Origin of the sequence: Pseudoroseicyclus tamaricis, assembly GCF_012070395.1 — a bacterium.
Lineage (GTDB): Bacteria > Pseudomonadota > Alphaproteobacteria > Rhodobacterales > Rhodobacteraceae > Pseudoroseicyclus_A > Pseudoroseicyclus_A tamaricis.
This window is the reverse complement of sequence record NZ_JAAFYS010000001.1, coordinates 814714-841169: the sequence shown is the minus strand read 5'-3', so window position 1 is coordinate 841169 and position 26456 is coordinate 814714. Positions and strand designations below refer to the sequence as shown.

The 26456-nt window shown below is 69.9% G+C and carries 26 protein-coding genes; 13 read left to right on the top strand and 13 right to left on the bottom strand.

The window, feature by feature from the left end; translation table 11 throughout:
- Positions 1-380: 380 nt before the first annotated feature.
- Positions 381-1229 carry a pantoate--beta-alanine ligase gene (panC, locus tag GY170_RS03845; protein ID WP_163890102.1) on the top strand — a complete coding sequence of 283 codons (849 nt, stop codon included), beginning with the start codon at positions 381-383 and terminating at the stop codon, positions 1227-1229.
- Positions 1226-2047 carry a 3-methyl-2-oxobutanoate hydroxymethyltransferase gene (panB, locus tag GY170_RS03840; RefSeq protein WP_163890100.1) on the top strand — a complete coding sequence of 274 codons (822 nt, stop codon included), beginning with the start codon at positions 1226-1228 and terminating at the stop codon, positions 2045-2047. Before panC ends, panB begins: the two co-directional genes overlap by 4 nt.
- Positions 2048-2107: 60 nt before the next feature.
- On the opposite strand, the gene GY170_RS03835 is transcribed toward panB, so the two are convergent.
- The 3 genes from GY170_RS03835 to efp form a co-directional block, all read right to left on the bottom strand.
- Positions 2108-2317, bottom strand: a complete 210-nt coding sequence (locus tag GY170_RS03835; RefSeq protein ID WP_163890098.1) for a CsbD family protein — start codon at positions 2315-2317, stop codon at positions 2108-2110.
- Between the two features lie 110 nt (positions 2318-2427).
- Positions 2428-3087: an FkbM family methyltransferase gene (locus tag GY170_RS03830; RefSeq protein WP_163890096.1), complete on the bottom strand. Its 660-nt coding sequence runs from the start codon at positions 3085-3087 to the stop codon at positions 2428-2430.
- The gene (gene efp, locus GY170_RS03825; protein WP_163890094.1) at positions 3065-3631 is read right to left on the bottom strand and encodes an elongation factor P; all 567 of its coding nucleotides are present in this window, start codon (positions 3629-3631) and stop codon (positions 3065-3067) included. Before efp ends, GY170_RS03830 begins: the two co-directional genes overlap by 23 nt.
- Positions 3632-3732: 101 nt before the next feature.
- Here efp and epmA point away from each other — a divergent pair, with 101 nt between their 5' ends.
- On the top strand, positions 3733-4767 hold the full coding sequence (gene epmA, locus GY170_RS03820; protein ID WP_163890092.1) for an EF-P lysine aminoacylase EpmA: 1035 nt from the start codon (positions 3733-3735) through the stop codon (positions 4765-4767).
- A gap of 176 nt (positions 4768-4943) precedes the next feature.
- Here the strand turns inward: epmA and GY170_RS03815 are convergent, their stop codons facing one another.
- Positions 4944-5933 (bottom strand): 2-hydroxyacid dehydrogenase, encoded by a 990-nt coding sequence (locus GY170_RS03815; RefSeq protein WP_163890090.1) that lies wholly within the window; start codon positions 5931-5933, stop codon positions 4944-4946.
- A gap of 103 nt (positions 5934-6036) precedes the next feature.
- Between GY170_RS03815 and GY170_RS03810 the strand changes: the two genes are divergently transcribed.
- Positions 6037-6723 carry an SH3 domain-containing protein gene (locus GY170_RS03810; protein WP_235924000.1) on the top strand — a complete coding sequence of 229 codons (687 nt, stop codon included), beginning with the start codon at positions 6037-6039 and terminating at the stop codon, positions 6721-6723.
- A gap of 99 nt (positions 6724-6822) precedes the next feature.
- Positions 6823-7737 (top strand): cation diffusion facilitator family transporter, encoded by a 915-nt coding sequence (locus tag GY170_RS03805; RefSeq protein ID WP_163890088.1) that lies wholly within the window; start codon positions 6823-6825, stop codon positions 7735-7737.
- Positions 7738-7844: 107 nt separating this feature from the next.
- Here GY170_RS03805 and GY170_RS03800 read toward each other — a convergent pair whose 3' ends face one another.
- From GY170_RS03800 to GY170_RS03780, 5 genes are all read right to left on the bottom strand, one after another.
- Positions 7845-9368, bottom strand: coding sequence for a UxaA family hydrolase (locus tag GY170_RS03800; RefSeq protein WP_163890086.1), 1524 nt, complete (start codon positions 9366-9368; stop codon positions 7845-7847).
- Positions 9365-10375 carry a zinc-binding alcohol dehydrogenase family protein gene (locus tag GY170_RS03795; protein WP_203531152.1) on the bottom strand — a complete coding sequence of 337 codons (1011 nt, stop codon included), beginning with the start codon at positions 10373-10375 and terminating at the stop codon, positions 9365-9367. Before GY170_RS03795 ends, GY170_RS03800 begins: the two co-directional genes overlap by 4 nt.
- Entirely contained in the window at positions 10372-11148 is a 777-nt protein-coding gene (locus GY170_RS03790) for an ATP-binding cassette domain-containing protein (RefSeq protein ID WP_163890084.1), read from the bottom strand. Before GY170_RS03790 ends, GY170_RS03795 begins: the two co-directional genes overlap by 4 nt.
- Positions 11149-11209: 61 nt before the next feature.
- A complete protein-coding gene (locus tag GY170_RS03785) occupies positions 11210-12148 on the bottom strand; it encodes an ABC transporter substrate-binding protein (protein ID WP_163890082.1) in 939 nt (312 codons plus the stop codon).
- Between the two features lie 41 nt (positions 12149-12189).
- Entirely contained in the window at positions 12190-13215 is a 1026-nt protein-coding gene (locus GY170_RS03780) for an ABC transporter permease (RefSeq protein ID WP_163890080.1), read from the bottom strand.
- A 136-nt stretch (positions 13216-13351) separates the two neighbouring features.
- Here GY170_RS03780 and GY170_RS03775 point away from each other — a divergent pair, with 136 nt between their 5' ends.
- Complete coding sequence (locus GY170_RS03775; protein ID WP_163890079.1) at positions 13352-14254, top strand: GntR family transcriptional regulator; 903 nt, start codon at positions 13352-13354, stop codon at positions 14252-14254.
- On the opposite strand, the gene GY170_RS03770 is transcribed toward GY170_RS03775, so the two are convergent.
- Entirely contained in the window at positions 14246-15235 is a 990-nt protein-coding gene (locus GY170_RS03770; protein ID WP_235923999.1) for an aldo/keto reductase, read from the bottom strand. The genes GY170_RS03775 and GY170_RS03770 overlap by 9 nt on opposite strands.
- Before the next feature lie 63 nt (positions 15236-15298).
- Between GY170_RS03770 and GY170_RS03765 the strand changes: the two genes are divergently transcribed.
- Positions 15299-16150: an amidohydrolase family protein gene (locus GY170_RS03765; protein ID WP_163890077.1), complete on the top strand. Its 852-nt coding sequence runs from the start codon at positions 15299-15301 to the stop codon at positions 16148-16150.
- Positions 16147-16476, top strand: coding sequence for an L-rhamnose mutarotase (locus GY170_RS03760; protein WP_163890075.1), 330 nt, complete (start codon positions 16147-16149; stop codon positions 16474-16476). Before GY170_RS03765 ends, GY170_RS03760 begins: the two co-directional genes overlap by 4 nt.
- 25 nt (positions 16477-16501) lie before the next feature.
- Here GY170_RS03760 and GY170_RS03755 read toward each other — a convergent pair whose 3' ends face one another.
- Both GY170_RS03755 and GY170_RS03750 read right to left on the bottom strand, forming a co-directional pair.
- Complete coding sequence (locus tag GY170_RS03755) at positions 16502-17689, bottom strand: alpha-hydroxy acid oxidase (RefSeq protein WP_163890072.1); 1188 nt, start codon at positions 17687-17689, stop codon at positions 16502-16504.
- 83 nt (positions 17690-17772) lie between these two features.
- Positions 17773-18864: a LysR family transcriptional regulator gene (locus tag GY170_RS03750; protein WP_167803285.1), complete on the bottom strand. Its 1092-nt coding sequence runs from the start codon at positions 18862-18864 to the stop codon at positions 17773-17775.
- A 145-nt stretch (positions 18865-19009) separates the two neighbouring features.
- Between GY170_RS03750 and GY170_RS03745 the strand changes: the two genes are divergently transcribed.
- The 5 genes from GY170_RS03745 (at position 19010) to GY170_RS03725 (ending at position 24847) form a co-directional block, all read left to right on the top strand.
- On the top strand, positions 19010-19876 hold the full coding sequence (locus GY170_RS03745) for an ABC transporter permease (RefSeq protein ID WP_163890068.1): 867 nt from the start codon (positions 19010-19012) through the stop codon (positions 19874-19876).
- Entirely contained in the window at positions 19873-20718 is an 846-nt protein-coding gene (locus GY170_RS03740; protein ID WP_235937788.1) for an ABC transporter ATP-binding protein, read from the top strand. Before GY170_RS03745 ends, GY170_RS03740 begins: the two co-directional genes overlap by 4 nt.
- Before the next feature lie 95 nt (positions 20719-20813).
- Positions 20814-22529 carry a DUF1800 domain-containing protein gene (locus tag GY170_RS03735; RefSeq protein ID WP_163890065.1) on the top strand — a complete coding sequence of 572 codons (1716 nt, stop codon included), beginning with the start codon at positions 20814-20816 and terminating at the stop codon, positions 22527-22529.
- A gap of 14 nt (positions 22530-22543) precedes the next feature.
- A complete protein-coding gene (locus GY170_RS03730) occupies positions 22544-23785 on the top strand; it encodes a DUF1501 domain-containing protein (protein WP_163890064.1) in 1242 nt (413 codons plus the stop codon).
- Between the two features lie 24 nt (positions 23786-23809).
- Entirely contained in the window at positions 23810-24847 is a 1038-nt protein-coding gene (locus GY170_RS03725; protein ID WP_163890062.1) for an ABC transporter substrate-binding protein, read from the top strand.
- A 93-nt stretch (positions 24848-24940) separates the two neighbouring features.
- Here GY170_RS03725 and GY170_RS03720 read toward each other — a convergent pair whose 3' ends face one another.
- Positions 24941-26455 carry an aldehyde dehydrogenase (NADP(+)) gene (locus tag GY170_RS03720; RefSeq protein WP_163890060.1) on the bottom strand — a complete coding sequence of 505 codons (1515 nt, stop codon included), beginning with the start codon at positions 26453-26455 and terminating at the stop codon, positions 24941-24943.
- Between the last annotated feature and the right edge of the window lies 1 nt (position 26456).

Sequence of the window (26456 nt, the reverse complement as noted above, 5' to 3'; positions counted from 1 at the left end):
TCGCCCGGTGGAGAGGGGAGAGGTGGGTTGGAAACCCACCCTACGTAGAGGGTGCCCGGTCATCGCGTCGGTGCAACCCGTCGGTCGACGATGGTGGCCGGCCCGAGCTTGTCCCCGCCCGGTGCGCGCCAAAGGCGCAGGGCGAGCGCCTGCCCGTCCCGCGGGCTGGCGCTCTGGTGGGGCTGGGTGCTCAGCGGGCCGCGGGGAGGGGCTAGGCTGGCATAAATCAAGGAGCGGCAGCGTCGCTGCGCCACCCCACGGGCAGGCGCGCGCCCTGCGCCCGCAGGCCGGCGTCTCACCGCCCCCTCCCCCGCACTGCGGTTGCCCCCCGTGCGCCGGCGCCCTATCTCTGGCGCCGCCGAGACCTGGGGGGAGGCCGCATGAAACTCTGCCGCACCATTGCCGACATCCGCGCCGAGGTCGCCGGATGGCGGCAGGCCGGCCAGCGGGTGGGGCTGGTCACCACGATGGGCGCCCTCCATGCCGGCCACATGGCGCTGGTGGCCGAGGCGCGGGGCGCCTCCGACCGCGTCGTCGCCACCATCTTCGTGAACCCCACCCAGTTCGGCGATCCGAAAGATCTCGAAACCTACCCGCGCACCGAGGCGGAGGATCTGGCGATGCTCGAGGCCGCCGGCGTGGATGCCGTTTTCCTGCCGGACGTGGGCGAGATCTACCCGCCCGGCGACGAGACCATCGTCGAGACGACCGCCCTCGCCCGGGTCTTCCATGGCGCCGTCCGGCCCGGCCACTTCCGCGGGGTCGCCACCGTCGTCACCAAGCTCTTCAACATCGTGCAGGCCGATGCCGCGTGGTTCGGCGAGAAGGATTACCAGCAGCTCGCGGTCATCCGCCGGATGGTCCGCGACCTGCACATGCCCGTCGACATCCGCTCCGTCGCCACGCTGCGCGAGAAAGACGGGCTCGCCATGTCCTCCCGCAACCGCCGCCTGCCCCCCCAGGATCGCGCCGCCGCCCCCGTCCTCCACCGGGCGCTGGAGGGCGCGGCGGCGCTGGTGGCGCGCGGCGGCGCCACGGTGGAGGGCATCGGCGAGCTCGTCCGCCAGATCGTCGCCGAGGAGCCGCGCGCCCGCCTCACCGGGCTCGACATCGTGCACCCGGACAGCTTCGAGCCCGCCAGCGGCGCCGTGACCGGCCCGCTTGGGCTGATGATCTCCGCCGAGTTCGGCGGCATCCTTCTCATCGACCAGCGGGAGATCCACCCATGAGTGTCCAGCCCGAACAGATCCGCCGCACCACGGCGCCCGAGATCGCGCGTCGCAAGGGGGGCGAGCCCATCGTCTCCCTGACCTCCTACCACGCGCATACCGCCGCCATCGTCGACCGCTACGCCGATTTCATCCTCGTCGGCGACAGCCTCGGCATGGTGATGCACGGGATGGAGAGCACCGTCGGCGTGCCGATGGACCTGATGATCATGCATGGCCGCGCCGTGGTGCGCGGCACCAAGCGGGCCCTGATCGTCGTCGACATGCCCTTCGGCTCCTACGAGGAGAGCCCGAACGTCGCCTTCCGCAACGCCGCCGAGATCATGAAGGAAACGCAATGCGGCGCCGTGAAGCTCGAGGGCGGCGCCCGCATGTCGGAGACGATCCACTTCCTCACCCAGCGCGGCATTCCGGTGATGGCGCATGTCGGCCTGACGCCGCAGAGCACCCACACGCTCGGCGGATTCAAGACCCAAGGGCGCGACGAGGACAGCTGGCCCGCCCATATCCACGACATCAAGGCCGTGGCCGAGGCCGGCGCCTTCGCGGTGGTGGTCGAAGGCGTGGTGGAGCCGCTGGCGGTGGAGATGACCAAGGCGGTGGACATCCCCACCATCGGCATCGGCGCCTCCCCCGCCTGCGACGGGCAGATCCTCGTGCTCGAGGACATGCTGGGGCTGACGCCCTGGGTGCCGAAGTTCGTCAAGCAATACGGCGCCCTCGGCGAGGCCATCGAGGCGGCGGTGAAGGATTACGCGGCCGAGGTGCGGGAGCGCAGCTTCCCCGGGCCGGAGCATGTCTACAAGCCCAAGACATGAAAAAGCCGGGCCCCCGTTAGGGGACCCGGCTCTGTATATAGAGGCCTGGATCAAGTCAGATCAGGTCTTGGCATCCTGGCGGGCATGCCAATCGTCGACGGCCTTGCTGGCCTCTTCCTTGGTCTTGCCGTAGCGCTCCTGGATCAGCCCTTCGAGCTGGGTGCGATCCCCGTTGATCCGGTCGAGATCATCGTTGGTCAGATCGCCCCATTCAGCCTGGGCACGACCGCTAAACTGCTTCCAGTTGCCTTGAATCTGGTCCCAATTCATATCGGTACCTCCTTTTCATCAGCCCCGTGTGGGGGCTTTGATGAGACAACGCCGGCGCTCCGGCCCGGGTTCCGTTCACGGTCAGATGTGATCGGGCCGGGCGGGCCGCGTCAGAGGGGCGCGAAGAAGGCGCTGGGGCCGATGTAGGAGACCAGCTCGTAGCCCTGCTGGTGCATGAACCCGGCGGCGCCGCTGCCGTAGGGATCGGTGATGTCGAAGCCGCCCAGCTCGGCGGAGACGAGCTTCGGCCGCCAGCGACGCCAGTCGAGCGAGCGCAGGACGGAGAAGTCCCAGCCCTCGCAATCGACGTCGAGGAAGTCGATCTCTGCGATCTCCGCCTCTTCGAGGATATCGCCCAGCGACCGCACCGGCACCTTGCGCCGCTCGATCACCGGCTCGCCCGCCGCTTCCAGCCGGGCCGCGGCCTCGGCATCGAAGGTGCTGACGGTGCCGCGCTCGAAGATGTGGAAGGTCAGCGCGTCGGCCGCCTCGCCGACGCCACACAGGAGCGTCCGGTCCTCCGGCCGCGCCGCCCGCAGCGCCTCGACGGCGCGGGGGCTGGCGTCGATGTTCAGGCCGCGCCAGCCGTAATCGACGTGCAGGAGCGCGGTGTTGGAGAATTTCCACGCGTCGAAGCAGCCGACATCCACGTAGGTGCCGCCCCGCCGCTCGCCGAAATAGGCGAGGACGAAGCGGTCCTCTCCGAACTGGCTGTAGGAGGCGCGCCGGAAGCGGCCGCCCGGCGGCTCACTCCTTGGAGCGTTCGACATAGGAGAGGTCGTCGGTATTGATGACGACCCGGGTGCCGGCATCGATATGCGGCGGCACCATGATGCGCAGGCCGTTGGTGCACTCGGCCGGCTTGTAGGAGGAGGAGGCGGTCTGCCCCTTCACCACCGGCTCAGTCATCTCGATCTCCACCACCACCTTCTGCGGCAGCTCGATGGAGATGGCGATCTCCTCGTGGATGGCGAGGATCACCTCGATGCCGTCGGTGAGGAAGACCTTGCTGTCGCCGATCACGTCGGGCGTTACCGTCACCTGCTCGTAGGTGTCGGGCTGCATGAAGTGGAAGCCCTCCCCGTCCTCGTAGAGGAAGGTGAACTTCATCTCTTCCACGTGGGCGCGCTCGACGCCCTCGGTGGTCTTCCACCGCTCCGACACCTTGTTGCCGTCGGAAATGCGGCGCATGTCGACCTGCGTGACGGGCGTGCCCTTGCCGGGGTGGAAGTTGTTGGCGGTGAGCACGACGTAGAGCTTGCCGTCGATGTCGAGCACGTTTCCCTTGCGGATCTGCGAGGCGATGACTTTCAAGATGGTCTCCCGTCCCCCGGCCGGCGGCCTTTCGGGGCATTGATCTCCGTGGCCCGAGGGCCTAGCCGAATATCGACGGCAATTCCAGATGGAAGCGCGAGATGACCGACAGGCCCTGGTGGCATCCCGCCCGGCACGAGGCCCGCGCCCCGCTGCTGAGGGCCCGCTCGGCGCTCATGGGGCGCATCCGGGGATGGTTCGCAGGCGAGGGCTTCCTCGAGGCGGACCCGGCGGCGCTGCAGGCCAGCCCCGGCAACGAGGTGCACCTGCACGGGCTGGCGGCGGAGCTTGCCCTGCCTGACGGCAGGTCTCGCGCGATGTACCTGCACACCTCGCCGGAATTCGCGATGAAGAAGCTCATCGCGGCGGGGGAGGAGCGGCTGGTCTCGATGGGCCATGTCTGGCGCGGCGGCGAGCGGGGTCCGCTGCATCACCCCGAGTTCACCATGCTCGAATGGTACCGCGCCGGCGCCCCCTACGAGGCGCTGTGGCAGGATTGCGCCGCGCTCCTCCGCCTCGCCGGGGAGGTCGGCGGCGGCCCCCTGCGCTGGCGCGGAGCGGAATGCGACCCCGCCCTGCCGCCGGAGCGGGTGACGGTGGCGGAGGCCTTCGCCGCCCATGCGGGGATCGACCTGGACGCCACGCTGGACGCCGAGGGCCTGGGCAACCGCGCCGCCCTCGCGGCGGAGCTGCCAAAGGACATCCGCGCGGCAGAGGATGACAGCTGGGCCGACCTCTTCGCCAAGGTGCTGACGGCGAAGGTGGAGCCGCGGCTCGGCCTCGGCCGCGCGACGATCCTCGACCGCTACCCCGCCTGCGAGGCCGCCCTCGCCCGCCGCGCCCCCGGCGACCCTGCCCATGCCGAGCGGTTCGAGCTCTATGCCTGCGGCGTCGAGCTGGCCAACGGCTTCGGGGAGCTGACCGACGCCGCCGAGCAGCGCTCCCGCTTCACCGCCGACATGGAGGAGCGCCGCCGCCGCTACGGCAGCGCCTTCCCGCTCGACGAGGACTTCCTCTCGGCGCTGGAGATCATGCCGCCCGCCTCGGGCATCGCGCTGGGGTTCGACCGGCTGGTGGTGCTGGCCACCGGAGCGCCGAATATCGAATCGGTGCTCTGGGCGCCGGTGCCGGGCTGAGTGGGCCAGCCCCCTCGGCCTGCGGCCTCACCCCCGGAGTATTTGCAAAAAGGGCGAAAGCAGCCCGCCCCTGTGTCTCGCCCTTTTCGAAATACCTCTCGGGGGAGTTTGAGGGGGCAGACAGCCCCCTCATCGCACTGAAAGGTGTGCGCCGCAGGCGCTCCGCTGGGTCGCCGTCACGTCATCGCCGGGATGACGAGGTCGGGCGGGCGGTGGCCGTCCTGGAAGGTGCGGATGTTGACGATGACCTTCTCGCCCATCTCGATGCGGCCCTCGACGGTGGCGGAGCCCATGTGGGGGAGGAGCACGACGTTCCGCAGCTCGCGCAGGCGCGGATTGATGTCGGCGCCGCCCTCGTAGACGTCGAGCCCCGCCCCGGCCAGCTCGCCGGCGCGCAGCCCCCGGGTCAGCGCGTTCTCGTCCACCACCTCGCCACGTGAGGTATTCACGATCACCGCCGTCGGCTTCATCAGCTTCAGCCGCCGGGCGTTCATCAGGTGATAGGTCGAGGGCGTGTGCGGGCAGTTGATGGAGAGCACGTCGAGATGGGCGACCATCTGGTCGAGGCTCTCCCAGTAGCGGGCGCCCAGCGCCTCCTCGATCTCCGGCCGCAGGCGGCTGCGGTTGTGGTAGTGGATCGACATGCCGAAGGCCCGCGCCCGCCGCGCCACCGCCTGCCCGATGCGCCCCATGCCGAGGATGCCGAGCGCCCGTCCACCGACGCGCCCGCCGAGCAGCGTCATCGGCGACCAGCCGTTCCACTCCCCGGCCTGCATCATCGCCAGCCCTTCGGTCATCCGCCGGGTGACGGCGAGGATCAGCGCCATGGTCATGTCGGCGGTATCCTCCGTCACCACGCCCGGCGTGTTGGTGACGAGGATGCCCCGCTCGCGCGCCGCGGCGACGTCGATATGATCCACCCCCGCGCCGTAATTGGCGATGAGGCGGAGGCTGTCGCCGGCGACGTCGAGCATCCCCGCGTCGATCTGCTCGGAGAGCGTCGGCACCAGCACCTCGGCGCCGGGGAGGACGGAAAGCAGCGCCTCGCGCTGCATCGGGCCGTCGTCATCCTGCCTCAGGTGCACGTCGAAGAGGTCGCCCATCCGCGCCTCCACGGGCGCGGGCAGCCGTCGCGTCGTGACCACACTCAGCGCTTTGTTCGCCATTGCCCCGCCTTCCGCTTTTCCCCGCACCCCTTCCCGGTCTATTGCACGATGAGCCGGCGGGGGCACAAGAATTCCCGAGGCGAGGCGAGAATCGAGGAGTGGCATGAGAGCGGTTTCGCGGCGGATGAGCTGGCCCGGCGCAATGGCCCCCCGGCTGAGCGGCCTGGTCGCGGCAGCGATCATCGCCCTGCCGGGCGCCGCCGGCGCCGAGCTGCGCCCCCTCGCCCGCCCCGAGAGCATCGTCGCTGCCATCGAGAATGCCACGCCCGCCGCCGCGCCGGACCCGGCCGGCGAGGTGACGGAAGACCAGCTCACCGAGGCCGCCGCGCCACCGGAGCTCGCCTCCGCCGACCCCGGCGCGCAGCTCGGGCCGGTGACCCACCTGCCCCTCCCCCGCTTCGTGACGCTGAAGACGTCGGAGGGGAACGTGCGCCGCGGCCCCTCCCTCTCCCACCGGATCGACTGGGTCTTCGTGCGCCGCGGCATGCCCTTGATGGTGACGGCGGAATTCGGCCACTGGCGCCGGGTGGAGGATGCCGAGGGGCTCGGCGGCTGGGTGCACTACGCGCTGATCTCCGGCACCCGCAACGTGCTGGTGGCGCAGGACCGCACGATTCTTCGCCGCCGGGGAGACGAAGGGGCGCCGGTGGTGGCCGAGCTGGAGCAGGGCGTCGTCGCCCGGCTGAACGAATGCTCGCGCGACTGGTGCCAGCTGAGTGTCTCCGGCTATCGCGGCTGGGCGGAGAAGACGGCGCTCTGGGGCGTCTTCCCGGACGAGGTTCTCGACTGAGGGCGCAACTGTCGATCGCCCCCGTCTCTTCCCGCCAGTTCCATCCCCCGCCGCGCCGCCGCTCTTGCCGGACGGCGCGACAGACTCGATAAGGCGCCCATGGCCACCCGCGCGCACCGCATGAACCTTTCCGCCGGCATCGTGGCCGTCGGCACGGCCGGGCTGCTGGTGCTGCTCAAACTCTGGGCGCTGCTGCAGACGGGCGCCCTTTCCATCGGGGCCTCGCTGGCCGACAGCGCGCTGGATCTGCTGATGTCCGGCGGCGGGCTCCTCGCCGTCGCCTACGCCGCCCGCCCGGCGGACGAGGACCATGCCTTCGGGCACTCGGCGGTGGAAGATATCGCCGGCCTCGCGCAGGCCGCCTTCATCACCGCCTCGGCGCTGCTGCTGCTCGTCACCGCCCTCGCCCGCCTCACCTCCGGCGACCCGCCACAGCTGGAGGCGGAGGGCGTGGGGCTGGCAGTCATGCTGCTCTCCATCGTGATGACGCTCGGCCTCGTCCTCTGGCAGCGACGGGTGGCCGGCCTGACGGGCAACCGCGTCGTCGCCGCCGATGCCCTCCACTACACGGGAGACCTGATCCCGGCGCTCGGTGCGCTCGCCGCCCTCGCCGCCTCCGCCCTGTGGGGGTGGACATGGCTCGACCCACTGGTGGCGATCGGGGCGGCGGTGTTCCTGCTGCGCGGCGCGATCGGCATCGGGCACGTGGCCTTCGACGCGCTCATGGACAGGCGGGTGGACCCGGACGTGCTGTCGCGCATCGCCCGCCTCGCCGGCAGCTTCCCCGGCGTGCTCGGGCACCATGACCTGAAGACCCGCCGCTCCGGCTCCCGCCTCTTCGTGAACCTGCATATCGAGCTCGATGGCGCCCAGACGCTGGAGCAGGCGCACGACATCGGCGCCGCCCTCCGCCGCGCCATCGTCGCCATCTACCCTGAGGCGGACGTGCTGATCCACAAGGACCCGGTGGGGGTCGAGCCTCACCCCGACGACGGGCGGAGGTCCGGCTCCTAGGCGACGCGGCAGGGCGAGAGCGCGCTGACCTTCGCGCCCCGTTGCGAGCTGGCTACCCCGCTGAGCGGCGAAACGGGATTCACCGGCCGCCGGAGCGGCCGGAGCGCCTACATCACGGCGCCGATCTGCCAAGGGACGAACTCGACCTCGCCGAAGCCCTGCGCCTCGCTCTTGGATTCCTCGCCCGAGGCGATGCGCAGCATGAGATCGAAGATCTCCTGCCCCTTCCCCTCGATGGTCTCGCCCGCAAGGATGGTGCCGCAGTCGACATCCATGTCGGGCTCCATCCGGCGAAAGAGCTCGGAGTTCGACGCGATCTTGATGCATGGAACCGGCTGGTAGCCGGAGACGCTGCCGCGCCCGGTGGTGAAGGCGATCAGGTTGGCGCCGGAGGCTGTCTGCCCCGTGACCGAGCAGGGGTCGTAGCCGGGGCTGTCCATGAAGACAAAGCCCGGACGGTCGATCGGCTCGCCGTACTTGTAGACGCCGGCGAGCGGTGCCGTGCCGCCCTTGGCGACGGCGCCGAGGCTCTTCTCGAGGATCGTCGTCAGCCCGCCCCGCTTGTTGCCGGGGGAGGGGTTGTTGTCCATCTCGCCGAAGTTGCGGGCGGTGTAATCCTCCCACCAGTCGATGAGGTCGATCAGCTTGCGCCCGGTCGGCTCGTCGACGGCGCGGCGGGTGAGCAGGTGCTCGGCGCCGTAGATCTCCGACGTCTCGGAAAGGATCGAGATGCCGCCCTGCCGGACCAGCAGGTCGGAGGCGTGGCCGAGCGCGGGATTGGCGGTGATGCCCGAGTAGCCGTCCGAGCCGCCGCATTGCATGCCGAGCACGAGGGCGGAGGCCGGCGCCTCCTCGCGCACCGCCTTGTCGGCCTCGGCGGCCAGCTCGCGCAGCACGGCGAGTCCCCGCTCGATGCTGGCCGGCGTGCCGCCGCTGCCCTGGATGGTCATGTAGCGGAAGCGGGCGCTGTCCTTGAGCACCTGCCGGTCCACGAGGTCGGAAATCTGCATGACTTCGCAGCCCAGACCCACCATGAGGATGGCCCCGAAGTTGGGATTGTGACCGTAGCCCGCCAGCGTGCGGAAGAGCGTCTGGTAGCCCTCGCCCTTGCCGGACATGCCGCAGCCGGTGCCGTGGACGATGGGCACGATGCCGTCGACGTTAGGAAACGCGTCCAGCAGCCCCGACCGCTCCGCCTCGCGCGCGATGAAGCGGGCGACGGAGCCCGAGCAGTTCACGGACGTCAGGATGCCGATGTAGTTGCGCGTGCCCACCCGCCCCGAGGGCCGGTGAAAGCCGCGGAAGCTGGCGGGCGCACCGGCCTCCGGCAGGGGCGTGGCGGCGGCGCCGAAGGCATAGTCGCGGTCATGGTCGCCCATGCCGAGGTTCTGCACATGGACATGCGCGCCCGCCGGGATCTCGGCCGTGGCGACGCCGATAATCTGCCCGTATTTCAGCACCGGCTCGCCGGGCGCGATGGGCACCAGCGCAACCTTGTGGCCGGAGGGGATACCCTCCCCGGCGGTCAGACCGTCCGGCAGCGCGGTGCCGGAGGGGACGTCGCGAAGCGCGACAGCGACATTGTCGCGGCTGTTGAGCCGCAGGACGGGCGAAGCAGGGGCGGAGGTCATGGTGTGACGAGAACCTTTACCAGATGCTCGCGATCCCGCGTCAACGCGTCAAAGCGCGCGGGCAGGTCGCCGAGCGTCAGAACCTGCGATGTTATGGCCTCCGTCGGGATATGGCCAGCGCGGATGGCCTCCATCACCCGCTCGAAATCCGCCTGCAGGGCGTTGCGCGAGCCGATGATCCGCGCCTCGCGCTTGTGGAACTCGGAGTCGGAGAAGGTGATGTCGTCCTTCACCACGCTGACGAGCACCGTGGTGCCGCCATGGGCGAGAAGCGGGAAGCCGGCCTCGATGGCCGAGGCATTGCCCGTCGCGTCGAAGACGACGTCGAACCCCTCGGCCAGCTCGCCCGTCAGCACGTCGTCCCCCGGGCGGTGGGAGAGGGCGAAGCCGAAGGCGTCGCGCGCGAGGTCCAGACGGGCCTGAGAGAGGTCCATCAGGTGCACCTCGGCCCCGGCGAGGCGGGCGAAGATGGCGGCGCCGAGGCCGATGGGCCCGGCTCCGGTGACGAGGACGACATCCCCCTGCCCCACGCCGGAGCGGGAGACGGCATGGGCGCCGATGGCGAGGAACTCCACCATCGCCGCCTGCAGGGGCGTCAGCCCCTCGGCCGGGTAGACGTTGCCCTCCGGCACCGCGATGCGGCTGCACATGCCGCCGTCGCGGTGCACGCCGAGCACCTCGATCCGCACGCAGCAATTGGGTTTCCCCCGCCGGCAGGCGCGGCAGGTGCCGCAGGAGATGTAGGGGTTCACCACCACCAGCTCCCCCGCCCGTGGCCCTTCGACGAGGTGGCCGGAAAGCTCGTGGCCGATGACGCGCGGATAGGCGAGGTAGGGGTGCTTGCCCTCGTAGATGTGGTAATCCGTCCCGCAGATGCCGATGGCGGCGATGTCAACGAGCACCCAGCCCTCCGGCGCCTCCGTCGGCAGCGGGCGGGAGGCGAGCTCCATCCGGCCGGGTTCGGCACAGAGGACACAGGGCATCTGCCCGGTTGCAGCGTCCTTCATGATGCGGGCTCCAGGTTGCGGGCCGACCAGTCGGCCGGCAGCTCGCCCTTGATGATGAGGCTGAGGACATCGTCCTTCGTCACCTCGTCGATGGCATGGGCGCCGACGACGCGGCCCTTGTTCATCACCACGACGCGATCGCAGAGATCGAAAACGTCGTGCATGTCGTGGCTGACAAGGAAGATGCCGATGCCCTCTTCCCGCAGCTTCAGGATCAGGTCGGCCACCATCCGCGTCTCGGAGGGGCCGAGGGCGGCGGTCGGCTCGTCCATGATCAGGATCTTGGTGTCGAAGTAGATCGCGCGCGCGATGGCGATGACCTGCCGCTGCCCGCCGGAGAGGCTGGAGACGGGGTCCGCCAGGTTCTTGAAATTCGGGTTCAGCCGGGCCAGCACCTCGCGGGCGGCCTCCAGCATCCGCGCCTCGTCGAGGTTGCCGAAACGCGTCTTCAGCTCGCGTCCGAGGAACAGGTTCGCCGGCGCGTCGAGGTGATCGGCCAGCGCCAGCGTCTGGTAGATCGTCTCGATCCCGCGGGCGCGGGCATCCGTCGGCTCGGTGAAGGTCACCGCCTCCCCGGCCACCCGGATCTCGCCCCCATTGGGGACCATGGCCCCCGAGAGGATGCGCATGAGGCAGGACTTGCCGGCGCCGTTATGGCCGAGCAGCCCGACGACCTCGCCGGCATGCAGGTCGATGGAGACATGGTCGACAGCGCGGACGCCGCCAAAGTGCTTTTCGATGTCGATCATCTCGACGAGCGGCTGCTGCGCCATGGGGTCAGCCTTCTGCGGGGTGGAAGGGGGAGGCCGCCGCGTGCGGCCTCCCCCGAAGTGCTCAGTAGAGGACGTTCTGCGCCTCGTCGGTGTCGATGTTGTCGGCATCGACCATGACGACGCCGGTGTTGATGAAGCTCTCGACGTCACCACCATCGAGGATGTCGATCACCGTCTCGACGCCCAGCTCGCCCATGGCGAAGGAGCCCTGAACGGCGATCGCCTCCAACACGCCGTCGCGGACGAACTGCTGCAGATCCTCGTTGCCGTCGAAGCCGAGCGCCACGAGATCACCGGCGCGGCCGGCCTGCACGATGGCCCGGCCCATGCCGACAGCGGTCGGCTCGTTGGCGCCGAAGATGCCGACGAGATCGGGGTTGGCGGAGAGGACGTCGGTCGTCTGGTTGAGCGCCGTCGCCATCTGGCTCTGCGAGTAGTAGGGGCCGACGATTTCGAGGTTCGAATTCTCCGCGAGGTAGTCGGTGAAGCAGCCCACGCGCCCGATCTCGGAGCCGACGCCGGCGACGTAGGACATGATGGCGACCTTGCCCTCCGTCCCGGCCTCCTCGATCATCCGCTGCGCGACCTGCTCGCCGGCGGCGCAATTGTCGGTGGAGAGGAAGGCCTGGTAGCTGTCCTGGTAGCTTTCGGCCAGCGCGCTGTCGATGATGACGACCGGGATGGCCGACTGGAAGGCGCGCTGCACAACGGGGCCGAGGGCCTCGGGGTCGGACGGGGCGAGGACGATGCCGGCCACGCCGCGGTTGATGGCGTTCTCGACGAGGTTCACCTCGTCGGCGATGTTGCTCTCGGCGGCGGGGCCGTCGAAGCTCATCGTGTAGCCGTCGGCGCCTTCGATGGCGGCCTGGGCGCCCTTGTTCACGTTCTGCCAGAAGTTGGAGTTCGTGGTCTTCACGATGACCGCGATCTCCTGCGCGCTGGCGGCGCCGGCCGCGAGGGCGACCGCCGAGGCGGCGAGTGCGAGACGTAGGCTATTCATGTTGTTCCTCCCTAATGAACGCCTGGGTTCTGCGGTCCCGGTCACGTCCGGTTGCGCATCTGGTCGATCCACACCGCGCCGATGACGACGAGGCCGATCACGATCTGCTGGATGAAGGCGGAGACGCCGGCCATGTTGAGGCCGTTGCGCAGGATGCCGATGATGAAGGCGCCGATCATGGTGCCGGCGATCGTCCCCACCCCGCCGGAGAGCGAGGCGCCGCCGATCACGGCCGCGGCGATGGCGTCGAGCTCGTACATCACGCCTTCGCTCGGCTGGGCGGTGACCAGGCGCGACATCAGCACGTTGCCCGCCAGCCCCGCCAGCGCGCCCGACATGGTGTAGGCGTAAAGCTTCGTCTGGTCGGTGCGCACGCCGGAGAGGCGCGCCGCCTCCTCGTTGGAGCCGGTGGCATAGATGTGCCGCCCGATCTGCCGGCGGCGCAGCAGGTAGGCGGCGCCGATGGCGACGACGAGCAGCAGGATCGCCGGGTAAGGGATGCCGGGGAAGACGACGCGCGGGAAGCCGTTGTCGCGCATCTCCACCACGCGGAAGAGCGCGCCGTTGCCCAGCTGCCCGAAGGCGTCGCCGAGGCCGGAGATCGGCGTGGCGCCGGTCAGCTGCAGGGCGAGGCCGCGGGCGATGAGCATCATGCCCAGCGTCGCCACGAAGGGCGGGATGCGCAGCTTGGTGATGACGAGCCCGTTGAAGGCGCCGCAAGCCGCCCCCATCACCACGCCGGCCGTCATCGCCGGCACCACCGGCAGCCCCGCCTTCACCGCGAAGGCGCTGACGACGCCGGAGAGGGCGAGCACCGAACCGACGGAGAGGTCGATGCCGCCGGTGATGATGACCATGGTCATGCCGATGCCGAGCAGGCCAATGACGGAGGTCTGCAGCAGGATCGTCAGCGCGTTGTTGATCGACAGGAAGGGCTGGCTGGCGAGGGAGAAGCCCACGACCAGCAGCAGCAGGGTCAGGATGGCGGAGAGCCGCTGAAGCTGGGCGAAGCCGCCCATGGCGCCCGGCGCCCGCAGCCGGCCCACCGGCTTGCTCACATCTGACATGACGCCTCCTCCCGTTCGGCGCTTAATTATTAAGAACGGTTAAGCGCCACGTTGCGCTCCGTCAAATGTTTTTTATAATTGGAGACGGACGTTCCGAACCGACTGGTTCAACCCCGGAGAGAGGAGATCCCCAGCCTTGGCACGCAGCGACACACGCTTCCGGGAGGCCTACAACCAGCTCCTGGATTACTGCGAGGCGCTGCCCCCCGGCGCCTCCGTGCCATCGGAGAAGGATCTCGGCGACGTCGCCGATGTCAGCCGCACCGTGGTGCGCCGCTGCCTCGCCCGGCTGCAGGAGCGGGGCGTGATCTCATGGGAGGGGCGCGAGAAGCGCCTGCTGCGCCCGCCGACGCGGGAGGACAGGATCGAGGTGCCCGACTCCCGCCCCTCCTCCGACGATCTGGAGCAGCGCTTCCTCGACTGGGTGCTGCGCTTCGATGTCCCCGCCGACACGCCGCTCTCCGTCGCAGAGCTGTCGCGCATGTTCGCCGTGCCGCAGCACGAGCTGAAGGAGTTCCTCGCCGGCCTCAGCCGCTTCGGCCTCGTCGCCCGGCGGCGGCAGGGCGGCTGGACGCTGCGGGGCTTCACCAAGGAGTTCGCCATCGAGCTCTCAGAATTCCGCTCTGTGCTGGAGCTGCACGCCGTGCGCGTGGCGGCGGAGATGCCGGTGGATCACCACATCTGGCCGCGCCTCGCCCGGCTGCGCGCTGCGCACGAGGACCTGCGCGAGCGGATCGACGCGGATTTCCACGAGTTCTCGAAGCTCGACGAGAGCTTCCACCAGGTCATCAACTCCGTCGTCCGCAACCGCTTCGTCGAGGAGTTTCAGAAGGTCATCTCGCTGATCTTCCACTACCACTACATGTGGGACAAGGCGGAGGAGAAGGTGCGCAACGCCGCCGCCATCGAGGAGCATCTGGCCATCATCGATGCGCTGGAGGCCCGCGATGCCGCCGAGGCCCACACGGCGGCGGAGCGTCACCTGCGCACCTCCAAGACGACGCTCCTCTCCTCGCTGCGCTACCACGAGTTAGGCTAGCGCGGCCTCCGCCCCTTCTGGCAGCTCCTCCGCCAGCGCCGCGAGGTTCCGCTGGAGGGTGGAGGCCTTGGCCGTCCCCAGCAGCACCGACGCCACCGCCGGCTGCCGGCGTGCGAAGTGCAGCGCGGCGGTGGCCAGCGGCAGGCCCGCCGCCTCCGCCCGCGCCTGCAGCGCCGCCACCTGATCCAGCACCGGCTGCGGGGCGGGGCCGTAGTCGTAGGTCGCCCCCTCCACCGGCCCGGTGGCGAGGATGCCGGAGTTGAAGACGCCGCCGAGCACGAGACTGGTCCCTTCCGCCACGCAGCGCGGCAAGAGCGCCGCCTCCGCCGAGCGGTCGAGCAGGGTCAGTCGCCCGGCGAGCAGGATGACGTCGATGGGCCCATGGTCCATCACCTCGAGGCAGACCTCGCATTCGTTGACGCCAAGGCCGAAGGCGCCGATCCGCCCCGCCTCCTTCAGGCGGACGAGCCGCTCGTAGCCGGAGCCGAGGAAGGCCTCCATGTGCCCCGCATTGGCGGCGCCATGCGTGTAGCGGCCGATGTCGTGGACATAGACGATGTCGACCCGCGGCACGCCAAGCCGGCCGAGGCTCTGCTCGAGGCTCTCCTCGATGCCATCGCCGGAGTAATCGTAGCGCACGTCGTTCTGCGCGGGGTACACGTAGCCATCCGCCTCGGCGATCGGCGCGGCGGCGGGGCGCAGGACGCGGCCGACCTTGGTGGAGAGGGTGACGCCCTCGCGCCCCTTGAGGAACTGGCCGAGCCGCATTTCCGACAGGCCCCGCCCGTAGTGCGGCGCCGTGTCGAAATAGCGGATGCCGGCGTCCCAGGCGGCCTGCAGGACGGCCGCCGCGTCGCCCTCGGAGACCTCGCGGTAGAGGTTGCCGATGCTGGCGCAGCCGAAGGAGACCTCCGTCACCTCCACCGACGTCTGCCCCACCCGGCGCGCCTCGAGGCGCCCTGCCATGGATGTCGTTGACATGCTTTCCTCCGCTGATTTAGGTTTGTTATAATTCAGTACACAGGCGCCTCGCAAGGAGGCTTCATGATCATCGACGCGCACCAGCACTTCTGGCGGATCGACCGGGGCGACTACTCCTGGATGGACGACAGCGTGGCCCCCATCCGCCGCGACATCCTGCCGGCGGACCTCTCTCCCCTCGCCGAAGCCTGCGGCGTCTCCCGCACCGTGCTCGTCCAGGCGGCGCCGACCTGCGAGGAGACGCTGTTCATGCTCTCTCTCGCCGACGAGACGCCACTGATCGGCGCCGTCATCGGCTGGCTGGACCTGACGGGCGACGTGGAGGGCCAGCTCGCCCGCCTCGCCCACCCCAAGCTGCGCGGCATCCGCCCCATGCTGCAGGACATCGCGGAGACGGAGTGGATCCTCCGGCCGGAGGTGCTCGCCGGGCTGCGCAAGGTCGCTGCCGCCGGGCTGCGGCTCGACGCGCTCGCCCTGCCCCGCCACCTCGACGCGCTGGCGCGGCTGGCCGAGGAGATCCCCGAGCTGCCCATCGTCATCGACCATTGCGCCAAGCCGGACTTCGACGGGGCGGAGCCGGATGCCGACTGGCGGGCGGGGATGGCCGTCCTCGCCGCGCACCCGCAGGTCTGCTGCAAGCTCTCCGGCCTCGCCAACGAGGCGGGCCCGGGCTGGACGGCGGAAACGCTGCGCCCGGTCTTCGAGCATGTCCTCGCCGCCTTCGGCCCCGATAGGCTGATGTGGGGCAGCGACTGGCCGGTGCTGGAGCTGGCCGGCGATTATCGCGGCTGGCTGGAGGCGGCGCAGGAGCTCACCGCCAGCCTCGGCCGCGCCGACCGCGACGCCATTTTCGGCGGAACGGCGGCGCGCTTCTACGCGCTGGACGAGGGCGAGACCGAGGAGGCGCGGGCATGACGCGCATGGGCCTCGTCATCGGCATCCGGCCGGAGCACATCGCCGAGTACAAGCGCCTTCACGCCGAGGTCTGGCCAAAGGTGCTGGAGCGGCTGCGCGCCTCGCACATCACCAATTACTCGATCTTCCTGCGCGAGCCGGAGAACCTGATGTTCAGCTACTGGGAATATACCGGCAGCGACTTCGAGGCCGACAATGCCGCCATCGCCGCCGACCCTGTCACGCGGGAGTGGTGGGCCGTCTGCGGCCCGATGCAGCGCCCGCTCGACAGCCGGGCGGAGGGGGAGTGGTGGGCCTCGATGGAGGAGGTCTTCCACCTCGATTGAGGCGGCGCGCCCTCAGCCGGCGCTCTCAGCCCGGCGTCTGCCCAGCCCGGGCCATCGCCATCGCCCCGCTGCGGAAGCGCAGGTTGTCGGGGGTCAGCTGGTCCACCCGCGTGCGGCCCATGAGCCGCATGCCCCGGATCAGCTCATCGCGCATCAGGCCCAGCGCCCGCTCCACCCCCGGGCGGCCGGCGGCGGCCAGCGGGAAGAGGTAGTAGCGCCCCAGCCCCACCGCCTTGGCGCCAAGCGAAAGCGCCTTGAGCACATGGGTCCCCCGCGTGACGCCGCTGTCGAGGATCACATCCAGCCTTTCCCCCGCCGCCTGCACGATCTCGTCCAGCTGGTCGAAGGGCGCCCGCGAGCCATCCAGCTGCCGGCCGCCGTGGTTGGAGATGACGATGCCTTGGCAGCCGATCTCGGCGGCGCGCACCGCATCCTCCGGCGCCATGACGCCCTTCAGGCAGAAGGGCCCGCCCCAGAGGTCCACCATCTCGGCGGCGTCGTCCCATGTCATCGAGGGGTCCAGCATCTCGGTGAAGTACTGCCCGATGGAGGCGGTGCCGCTGCCCATCTTCACGTGGGCGTCGAGCTGGGGCAGCGCAAACTTCTCGTGAGTGACATAGTTGAGCGCCCAGGCCGGCTTGAGGGCGAATTGCGTCAGGCCGCGCGCGTTGAGGCGGAAGGGGATGGAGAAGCCGGTGCGCTTGTCGCGCTCGCGGTTGCCGCCGGTGATCGAATCCACCGTCAGCATCATCACCTCGACGCCCGCCTCCTTCGCCCGCTCCATCATCGCGCGGTTCAGCCCCCGGTCGCGGTGGAAGTAGAACTGGTAGACCTGCGGCGTGCTGTGCTTCTTACGCAGCTCCTCGAGACTCACCGTGCCGAGGGAGGAGACGCCGAACATCGTGCCGTAGGTCTCCGCCGCCGCGCCGACGGCGCGCTCGCCCTCGTGGTGGAAGAGCCGCTGCAGCGCGGTGGGGGAGCAGTAGACCGGCAGGTCGAGCTTCTGGCCTAGGACGGTGGTGGAGAGGTCCACCTCATCCACGCCGCGCAGGATGTTGGGCACGAGGTCCACCTCGTCGAAGGCGGCGCGGTTGCGGGCGAAGGTGGATTCGTCGTCCGCCGCGCCGTCGATATAGTCGAAGATCGGGCTCGGCAGCCGGCGCTTCGCGAGGCGGCGGAAATCATGGAAGTTGTGGCAGTCGGCCAGTCTCACGCCTGTTTCTCCTGCGACATTCTGGGGTCATCCTCTACCGCCGCGGCGCCGCGCCGTCCATGCGGCAAGCCGCGCGCCCGGGCCTAGCCGGCCCCTCCGGGCAGCGGGGTGGAGAGGAAGGGCGGCGCCCGGCGCACCCCGTCGAAGCTCCAGGCGGCGCCTGCCTCCTGCAGCTGCGAGACGAGCGTCGCCACCGGCTCCAGCCGCCGCTGCTGGGCGAGGAGCAGCGCGAGGATGCGGCGGGGCGGCACGTCGATGCGGTAGCGGCGCACCCCCTCCAGCTGGGCGGCGCCGCCGAGCGTGGCGAGCGCCGGGGCGATGCACACGCCCGTCCCCGCCCGCACGAAGCTGAGCGCGGTGTCGAAGCTGCGGCAATGGGCGATGGGGCTGTGGCCGGGCAGGAGCCGGTCGTACCAGTCGCTCACCCGGGTGCCATGAGAGCTGCCGAAGACGAAGTGCACCGAGCGCCGCAGCACCGCCCGCTGCGCGGCCGACAGCTCAACGTCAGGGTCACGCACCCCGTCGAGATCGAGGCCATCCGGCACCACGAGGACGTAGGGGTCCTCCATGATCGGCAGCTGCTCGAAGGCCCCCGCCGCGCCGCCGAGCGAGTTCGCGGCGACGAGGCCGATGTTGATGCGCCGCGCATGGAGCAGCTCGACCACCTCGGCCGGGGCGCTCTCGCGGATGTCGAAGCTGATGTCGGGATAGGCCGCCTGCATTTGCCCCACCGCCACGGGGAGCACGCCGCGAAGGACGGAATCGAGCCCCGCCAGCCGCAGGACGGATTGGTAGCCGCCGCGGAAGCGGGCCATGCCGTCCTCCGCCTCGGTGAGGATGCGCAGCATCTGCTCGACATGCGGCAGCAGGAACTCCCCCGCCTCCGTCAGCGCCATCTCCCCGGGGCGGCGGTGAAAGAGCCTCGTGCCGACGGTGGATTCCAGCTTGCCGAGCTGCAGCGACAGCGTCGGCTGGGTGAGGCCGAGGTCCTTGGCGGCCCGCGTCAGCGTCTCCGCCCGGGCGACGGCGCGGAAGATGCGCAGCTGGTGCAGCGTCGGCCCGCTGCCGGACCGCGGGGCGCGGGGCGCGTCGCTCTCCGCCCGATCGGCGGCCGCTGGTTCGGGCGCGTCTTTCATGGCTTGGCCCTCCGTCTCCTCGTCCGGCTGGTCCGTCATAGGCGGGCGGGGGGCGGGCGTCTGCAATGTGGCATATCCGCCTTTCCAATGGGCCTCATTTATTGCGCTGGCTAACACTTGTGCCACATCGGAAGCCAGCCGGCCCCGCGACAGGGCCGCCGGCACCATCGAGGAAGGGCAGGACATGGCAGCGCCGGACCGCGCCACACAGACGGCGTCCCCGGCGGGCGCCCCGTCGGCGGAGCCCGCGCCGGCGATCGCCCCCGTGCGCCCGCCCGCCCGCCGCAAGCCCCGCGCCTCGGGGCGCCGGGCGACGCTGGGCTGGCAGGTGGCGATTCTCGTCGCGATCATCGCCGGGATGCAGCTGCTCAACATAACCTCCGGCAACCTCGTGATGCCGAGCCCGGTGGATGTCGTCCGCGAGAGCATCATCATGTGGAGCGACGGCACCATGCTGCGCGCGCTCGGCCAATCGCTCACCGTACTCGGCCTCGGCTTCATCCTTGCCGCCAGCACCGGCATCGGCATCGGCATCCTCTTCGGCGGCTTTCCCCGGATCGGGCGGGTGTTCGACCCCTTCGTCAACGCCATCAACGCCACGCCCGGGGCTGCCTTCATCCCGCTCGTGATCGTCTGGTTCGGCCTCTACACCGAGGCGAAGGTGGTGGTGGTGTGGAACGCCGCCGTCTTCCCCATCCTCATCAACACGACGGGCGGCATCGCCAATGCCAACAAGGATCTCATCGAGATGGCGCAAAGCTTCGGCGCCGCGCGGCGGCAGCTCTTCTGGCAGGTGATGGTGCCCGATGCCATGCCGTCGATCCTCTCCGGCCTGCGCATCGGCGCCGCCGTCTGCATCGTCGGCACCGTCATCGCCGAGCTGACGATGGCGCAGTCGGGGCTGGGGGGAGAGATGATCAAGGCCGGCAACCGCTTCCAGATGGATCGCTACTTCGCCGTCGTCATCGTCATGATGGCGCTCGGCTCGCTCATCACCATCGCCCTGCGCCTGGCGGAGCGGCGCTTCGGGCGCTGGCGCCTGTCGCTGTGAGTGAGGGCGGGCGGCAGCCGCTGATCTCCCTCAAGGGGGTCAGCAAGAGCTTCGGCGACGGCCGTGTCCGGGCGCTGGAGGACATCTCCTTCGACGTGGCGCCCGGCGAGTTCGTGAGCCTTGTCGGCCCCTCGGGCTGCGGCAAGACCACGCTGCTGCGCCTCATCGACGGGCTGACGGAGGCGGACGAGGGCGAGGTGCTGGTCAAGGGCCGCCCGCCGGGGCCGAGCACCGACATCGCCATGGTCTTCCAGTCCGCCCGCCTGCTGCCGTGGCGGACCATCGCGGGCAATATCGAATTCGTCCTTAGCCTGCGCGGGTTGCCCAAGGCCGAGCGGCAGACACGCGCCCGCTCCCTCCTCGGCGCCGTGGGCCTGCGCGACTTTGCCGAGGCCTATCCGCACCAGCTGTCGGGCGGCATGCAGCAGCGTGTCGGCCTCGCCCGGGCGCTGGCGGTGGAGCCCGAGGTTTTGCTGATGGACGAGCCCTTTGCCGCCCTCGACGCCATGACGCGCGAGACGCTGCGCGAAGAGCTGCTGCGCCTGTGGTCGCGCCGGAAGATGGCAATTGTCTTCGTCACGCATGACATCGACGAGGCGGTGATCCTCTCGCAGCGGGTGATCGTGCTGCGCCCGCGCCCCGGCCGGATGGACACGATCATGCCGGTCGATCTGCCCGAGCCGCGCTGGGAGCATGACCCCCGCGGCCAGCCCGCCTTTGCCGCGCTGCGCCAGGCCCTGTGGGAGCGTATCCACGCCATGGCGCGCGATGGCGCGGCGCTGGAAGAGCTGGCCGGCGCCCTCTCCGGCATGGGCGCGGACGGGGACGACCAAAGCCGATAACGCTTTTCTATGGCATTGATAGAGCGCCGGATCTGCCCGGTTGCCCTAGCTTGTCCTCCAAGACGCACCGCGGGAGGGCGGTGCTGGGAGGTCCAATGCCAAGAACGGAAGAGCTGGCCCCGGTCAGCGCCAACGACTGGTCGCGCGAGCGCGCCCTGCACCTGTTGAACCGCGCCGGCTTCGGCGGCACGCCGGGCGATGTGGATGCCCTCGCCGCGATGACCCCCGAGGCCGCTGTCGAGCATATGCTCACCGGCGCACCGGGCGCATCGCCCCTGCCCGCCTTCGAGGAATCCGGTTTCTGGGAGCCGAGCTTCGCCGACTTCCCGCCCTCTCGCCCCGCCGCCACCGAGGCGGCCGAGCGTGAGGGTGCGGCGCTCGGCGTAAAGGTGAAGCCCGGCGGCAACCGCCCCCTGCAGCCGGTGACGAACCGCTTCTTCTACTGGCTGCGCGCGACGAAGCTCGAAACCCGCCGCCTCGCCTTCTGGTGGATGGAGCGGATGCTGACCTCGCCCCACCCGCTGGAAGAGAAGATGACCCTCTTCTGGCACGGCCATTTCGCCACCAGCGAGGAAAAGCTCCGCGATTACCGCAAGATCCACCAGCAGCTGGAGACGCTGCGCGCCGGCGCCCTCGGCTCCTTCCGTGACCTCCTGGAGGCGGTGTCGAAAGACCCGGCGATGCTCGTCTTCCTCGACGCCACCCACAACGTGAAGGGCGCGCCCAACGAGAACTTCGGCCGCGAGGTGATGGAGCTCTTTACCATGGGCGTCGGCAATTACACCGAGGATGACATCCGCGAGGCCGCCCGCGCCTTCACGGGCTGGACGAATGACGATCTGGCCTTCGCCTTCGATGAAGCCCTGCACGACGACGGCGAGAAGCGCTTCCTCGGCCAGCGCGGGCGCTTCAATGGCGACGACATCCTGCGCATCATCCTCCAGCAGGAACAGACGGCGATCTACATCGCCTCGAAGATCTACCGCTTCTTCGTGCGTGAGGAGATCGCGCCGGCCTTTGCCCAGCGCCTCGGCGCGCTCCTGCGCGACGGCGATTACGAGATCCGCCCCTTTCTGCGCAGGCTGTTCCTGTCGGAGGATTTCTATGCCGAGCCTTCGGTGGCGACGCATATCCACTCCCCTACGGAGCTGATCATCACCACCTACCGCAAGCTGGGGCTGAGCGAGCTGCCCGGTGTGCCCGACCCTTCCAGCGTCGGCGAGACGCTGGGCCAGGTGCTGCTGGTGCCGCCGACCGTGGCGGGGTGGAGCGAGGGGCGCGCGTGGATCACGCCGGGCCTGCTCTTCGAGCGCGGCAACTTCGCGAAGGACGTCATGTTCCCCGACATGATCTCCTTCCGCGACCCCAACCTGAACCCCGGCGGCGAGGTGCGGCGCGTCAACCGCAACCTCAACGAGGGGATGGAGATCACCGGGGCGACGCTGGAAGAGGGCGCGGCCCCCAGCTCTGCCGACGGCATCCGGGAGACGTTCAACACCCGCTATGCCAGCGTCATGGGCTGGCAGGAGGCGATGCGAAAGCTCAAGCCCATTCCCCGCCGGCCCGCGCAATTCTCGCTGACCGAAATGGTCGAAGCGGCTGGCGCGACCACGGCGGAAGAGGCGGTCGACGCGCTCTGCGCCCGCTTCCTGCCCATCCCGCTCGATGGCGCCGCCCGCGCCGCGCTGGTGGAGATGCTGGAGGAGGAGCTCGGCACCTCCGACCTCGCCGAGGCGGAAGGCTACATGGAATTCGGCCTGAGACTGGTCGCGCACGGCATCATGTGCGCCCCCCAGTATCAGCTCGCCTGACCCGGGAGGACCCGATGGCAAAGACACCGAAACTCACCCGCGACGAGAAAGATGGCCTGCTCCGCTCCGGCTATGGCAGCATGGTCATGGAGGGCGCGGGCGGCATCACCACCTCGCCCGTCTGGTCAAAGACGACCGAGAAGGCGGCCGGCGAGCGCATCCTCGTGATCGTCGAGCTCTCCGGCGGCAATGACGGGCTGAACACCGTCATCCCCTATGCCGACGATGCCTATTACCGCGCCCGCCCGAACCTCGGCATCCGGCCCGAGAAATCCATCGCCATCGACGATCATTTCGCCTTCCAGAAGACGATGAGCGGCTTCGAACGGCTGTGGAAAGATGGCCAGATGGCCATCGTTCACGGCGTCGGCTACGACCAGCCGTCCTTCTCGCATTTCTCGTCGATGGCCTTCTGGCAGACTGGCGCGCCCAACAGCGGCGAGGCCAACGGCTGGCTCGGGCGCATGGCGGATGCCATCGACCCGCTCGGCCACCGCAGCAACTTCCTCGTCAATATCGACGACCACCAGTCGCTCGCCGTGCGCGCGATGAACCATGTGCCCCTCGTCTTCGACGACCCGCAGAAGTTCACCCGCCGCGCCTTCGAGGCCGAGGCGGAGGCGATGGCGGCGGTCGATCGGCGGGGGAATGGCGGCGGCAATGCCTCGCTCGACTTTCTCTTCGAGATCGCCGCTTCGGCCAGCAAGTCCGAACGGCTCGTGCGCGATGCATGGAGCGCCTACCAGACGCCGGTCGATTACGGCCTCGTCCCCTGGGGGCTGGAGCGGGTGGCGGCGCTGATCGCCGCCGACTTCCCCACCCGCGTCTACTACGTGCCCTACCGCAACAACGCCTTCGACACGCATGTCTACCAGGGCGACCTGCACTCGCGGCTCTGGTCCTATACCGCCGATCATATCGCCGCCTTCATGCGCGACATGGAGCGGCTGGGCCGCGCCGACGACGTGGTGCTGATGGCCTTCAGCGAGTTCGGCCGCAGGGTCGCCGAGAACACCTCGCTCGGCACCGACCACGGCACCGCCGGCCCCGCCTTCATCCTCGGCAAGCCCATCGAGGGCGGCCACTACGGCGGCATGCCCAGCCTCACCGACCTCGAGGAAGGCAACCTCCGCTACACCACCGACTTCCGCCGCATCTACTCCACCCTCATCCGGGGCTGGATGGGGCAGGAGGATGTCTCCGCCGTCCTCAAGGACGATTTCGATCCGCTGCCGGTGTTCCGCCGCGCCGCCTGACCCCGCTTCCCGGAAGGACACCACATGATCCCGCGCCGCCTCTTCCTCGCCTCCACCCTCGCTGCCGTCGCGGCCAGCATGGCCGTCGCCCAGGAGGATGACGTTTTGGAGCTGACCATCGCGCTGGCCGTCGATGACGCCAACTTCAACGTCACCACCGGCTCCGTCTTCCGCCTCGCGGAGGAGTTCGGCTTCTACGAGGAGCATGGGCTGGACGTCACCTATGTCGCCCTCGACGGCACGCCGCAGGCCGCCGCCGCGCTGCAATCGGGTGACGTGGACGCCGCCGACATCGGCATGGATGCCGCCATCCGCCTCGTCGCGCAGAACGACTTCCCGATCCGCGGCATCGTCGCCACCTCCACCGGCAGCCCCTTCCTGATCGCCGCCAAGGACGACATCCAGTCCGTCGAGGATCTGGAGGGCCGCACCTACGCCATCGCCGACAACGGCAGCCTCGATCACAACCTCACCCAATCCGCCCTGCGCGGCATGGGTGTCTCGCAGGACGCGCCCTCCTACGTCGCCATCGGCGCCCCGGCCGTGCGCGTGCAGGCGCTGGCCGTCGGGCAGGTGGATGCGACGACCGTCTCCTTCGGCACCTACGGCTCCATCGAGGGGACGGAGGGCATCCATGTCCTGATGGATGCCGACCGCTTCTCCGCCTTCGCGCCGCCGATGTCGAAGTTCCTCGCCGTGCACGAGGACACGATCGCCGAGAAGGACGAGGCGCTCCTGCGGCTGACGGAGGCGCTGATCGACACCGCCCGCGAGATGGAGGCCCACCCAGAGCGCTGGGTCGAGGCCGCCGTCGCGGCCCGGCCGGACCTCGCGCCCGAGAGCATCGAGCGCAACGCGGAGTTCCTGACGACCCGCTGGTGCATCAACGGCTGCTTCGATCCGGCCGAGCTGCAAACCTCGGTCGATTTCATCTACGCCAACCCCGATTTCGCGGACGTCCCCGTCCTCTCCGCCGATCAGCTGGTCGACACCAGCTACACCGAGCGGGCGCTGGAGAACCTCGGCACCCAGGGCGGCGAGGGGCTCGACGCGCGGATGTAATCGCGGCGGCGCCCCCCCCCCGAGACACAGGAACGCCCGGCGCTTGGTTGCGCCGGGCGTTCTGCGTTGGTCAGCGGCCCGCGGGCCTTTGGATCACTTCAAGTCGTCGGGCAGCAGCGCTTCGGGGATGTTCTGGTAGCAGACCGGGCGCAGGAAGCGGCGGATGGAGAGGGTGCCCACCGACGTCGCGCCGAAGTTGGTCGAGGCCGGGTATGGCCCGCCGTGCACCATGGCGTCGGCCACCTCCACGCCCGTCGGGAAGCCGTTGGCGAGGATGCGCCCGGCCTTCCGCTCGAGGATCGGCAGCAGCTTGCCCGCGACCTCGCTATCGCCGGCGTCGAGGTGCAGCGTCGTCGTCAGCTGCCCTTCGAGCCCCTCGGCGAGGCGCGCCATGTCATCGGCGCTCTCGGTGCGGATGACGAGGCCGAGCGGCCCGAAGACCTCCTCGCCCAGCGCGTGATCCTGCAGGTAGACGGAGGCGTCCGTCTCGTAGAGGTTCGGCGTGGCGGTGCGCCCCTCCTGCGGGGTGGTGAAGACCGGGCGCACGGAATTGCGGCTCTCGAAGCGCTCCTTGCCCTCGCTGTAGGCCTTCGCGATGCCTTCGGTCAGCATCACCTGCGGGCCCGTCTCCTCCAGCGCGGCCTTGGCGGCGCCGACGAAGGCGTCCCCCGCCGGGCCCCGCTCCACCACGGCGATGCCGGGGTTGGTGCAGAACTGGCCGGCCCCCATGGTGAGCGAGGCGGCCCAGCCCTTGCCGATCTCCTCGCCGCGCGCCTTGGCGGCCTCGGGCAGGACGAACATCGGATTGACCGAGCCCAGCTCCCCGAAGAAGGGGATCGGCTCGGGCCGCGCGGCGCAGAGGTTGTAGAGCGCCCGCCCGCCGGTGAGCGAGCCGGTGAAGCCGACGGCCTTGATCAGCGGGTGCTGCACCAGCGCCTCGCCGACCTTCCGCGTGCCGCCCTGCACGAGCGAGAAGATGCCCGGGTCGAGCCCCTCGGCGCGGATCGCGGCGACGACGGCGTCGGCCACGATCTCCCCCGTGCCGGGGTGGGCGCCGTGGCCCTTCACGACGACCGGGCAGCCGGCCGCCAGCGCCGCGGCGGTGTCACCGCCGGCGGTGGAGAAGGCGAGCGGGAAGTTGGAGGCGCCGAAGACGGCAACGGGGCCGATGGGCCGCTGGATCGTGCGCAGGTCGGGCCGGGGCAGCGGCTTGCGATCCGGCAGCGCGGTGTCGTGGCGACGGTCGAGATAGGCGCCGTCCTCGATGTGATCGGCGAACAGGCGCAGCTGGCCCGTGGTGCGCCCCCGCTCCCCCTCGAGCCGGGCGGCCGGCAGGCCGGTCTCGCTGGTGCCGATCGCGGTGATGTCCTCGCCCCGTGCCTCGATCTCGTCGGCAATGCGGCGCAGCAGCTTCGCCCGCTGGGCACGGGTGGTGGCGGCATAGCTGGAGAAGGCGGCCTCGGCGGCCTTCGCCGCGCGGTCCACCAGCTCCACCGTGCCGGTGCTGAACTGGTGCGCCTCGCCGGAGGCGGGCTGGGAGGAGAAGTGCTCGTCCGAGCCGACGCGCTCGCCGGCGATCAGGTGATGGCCGTGGGGAGAATATGTCATG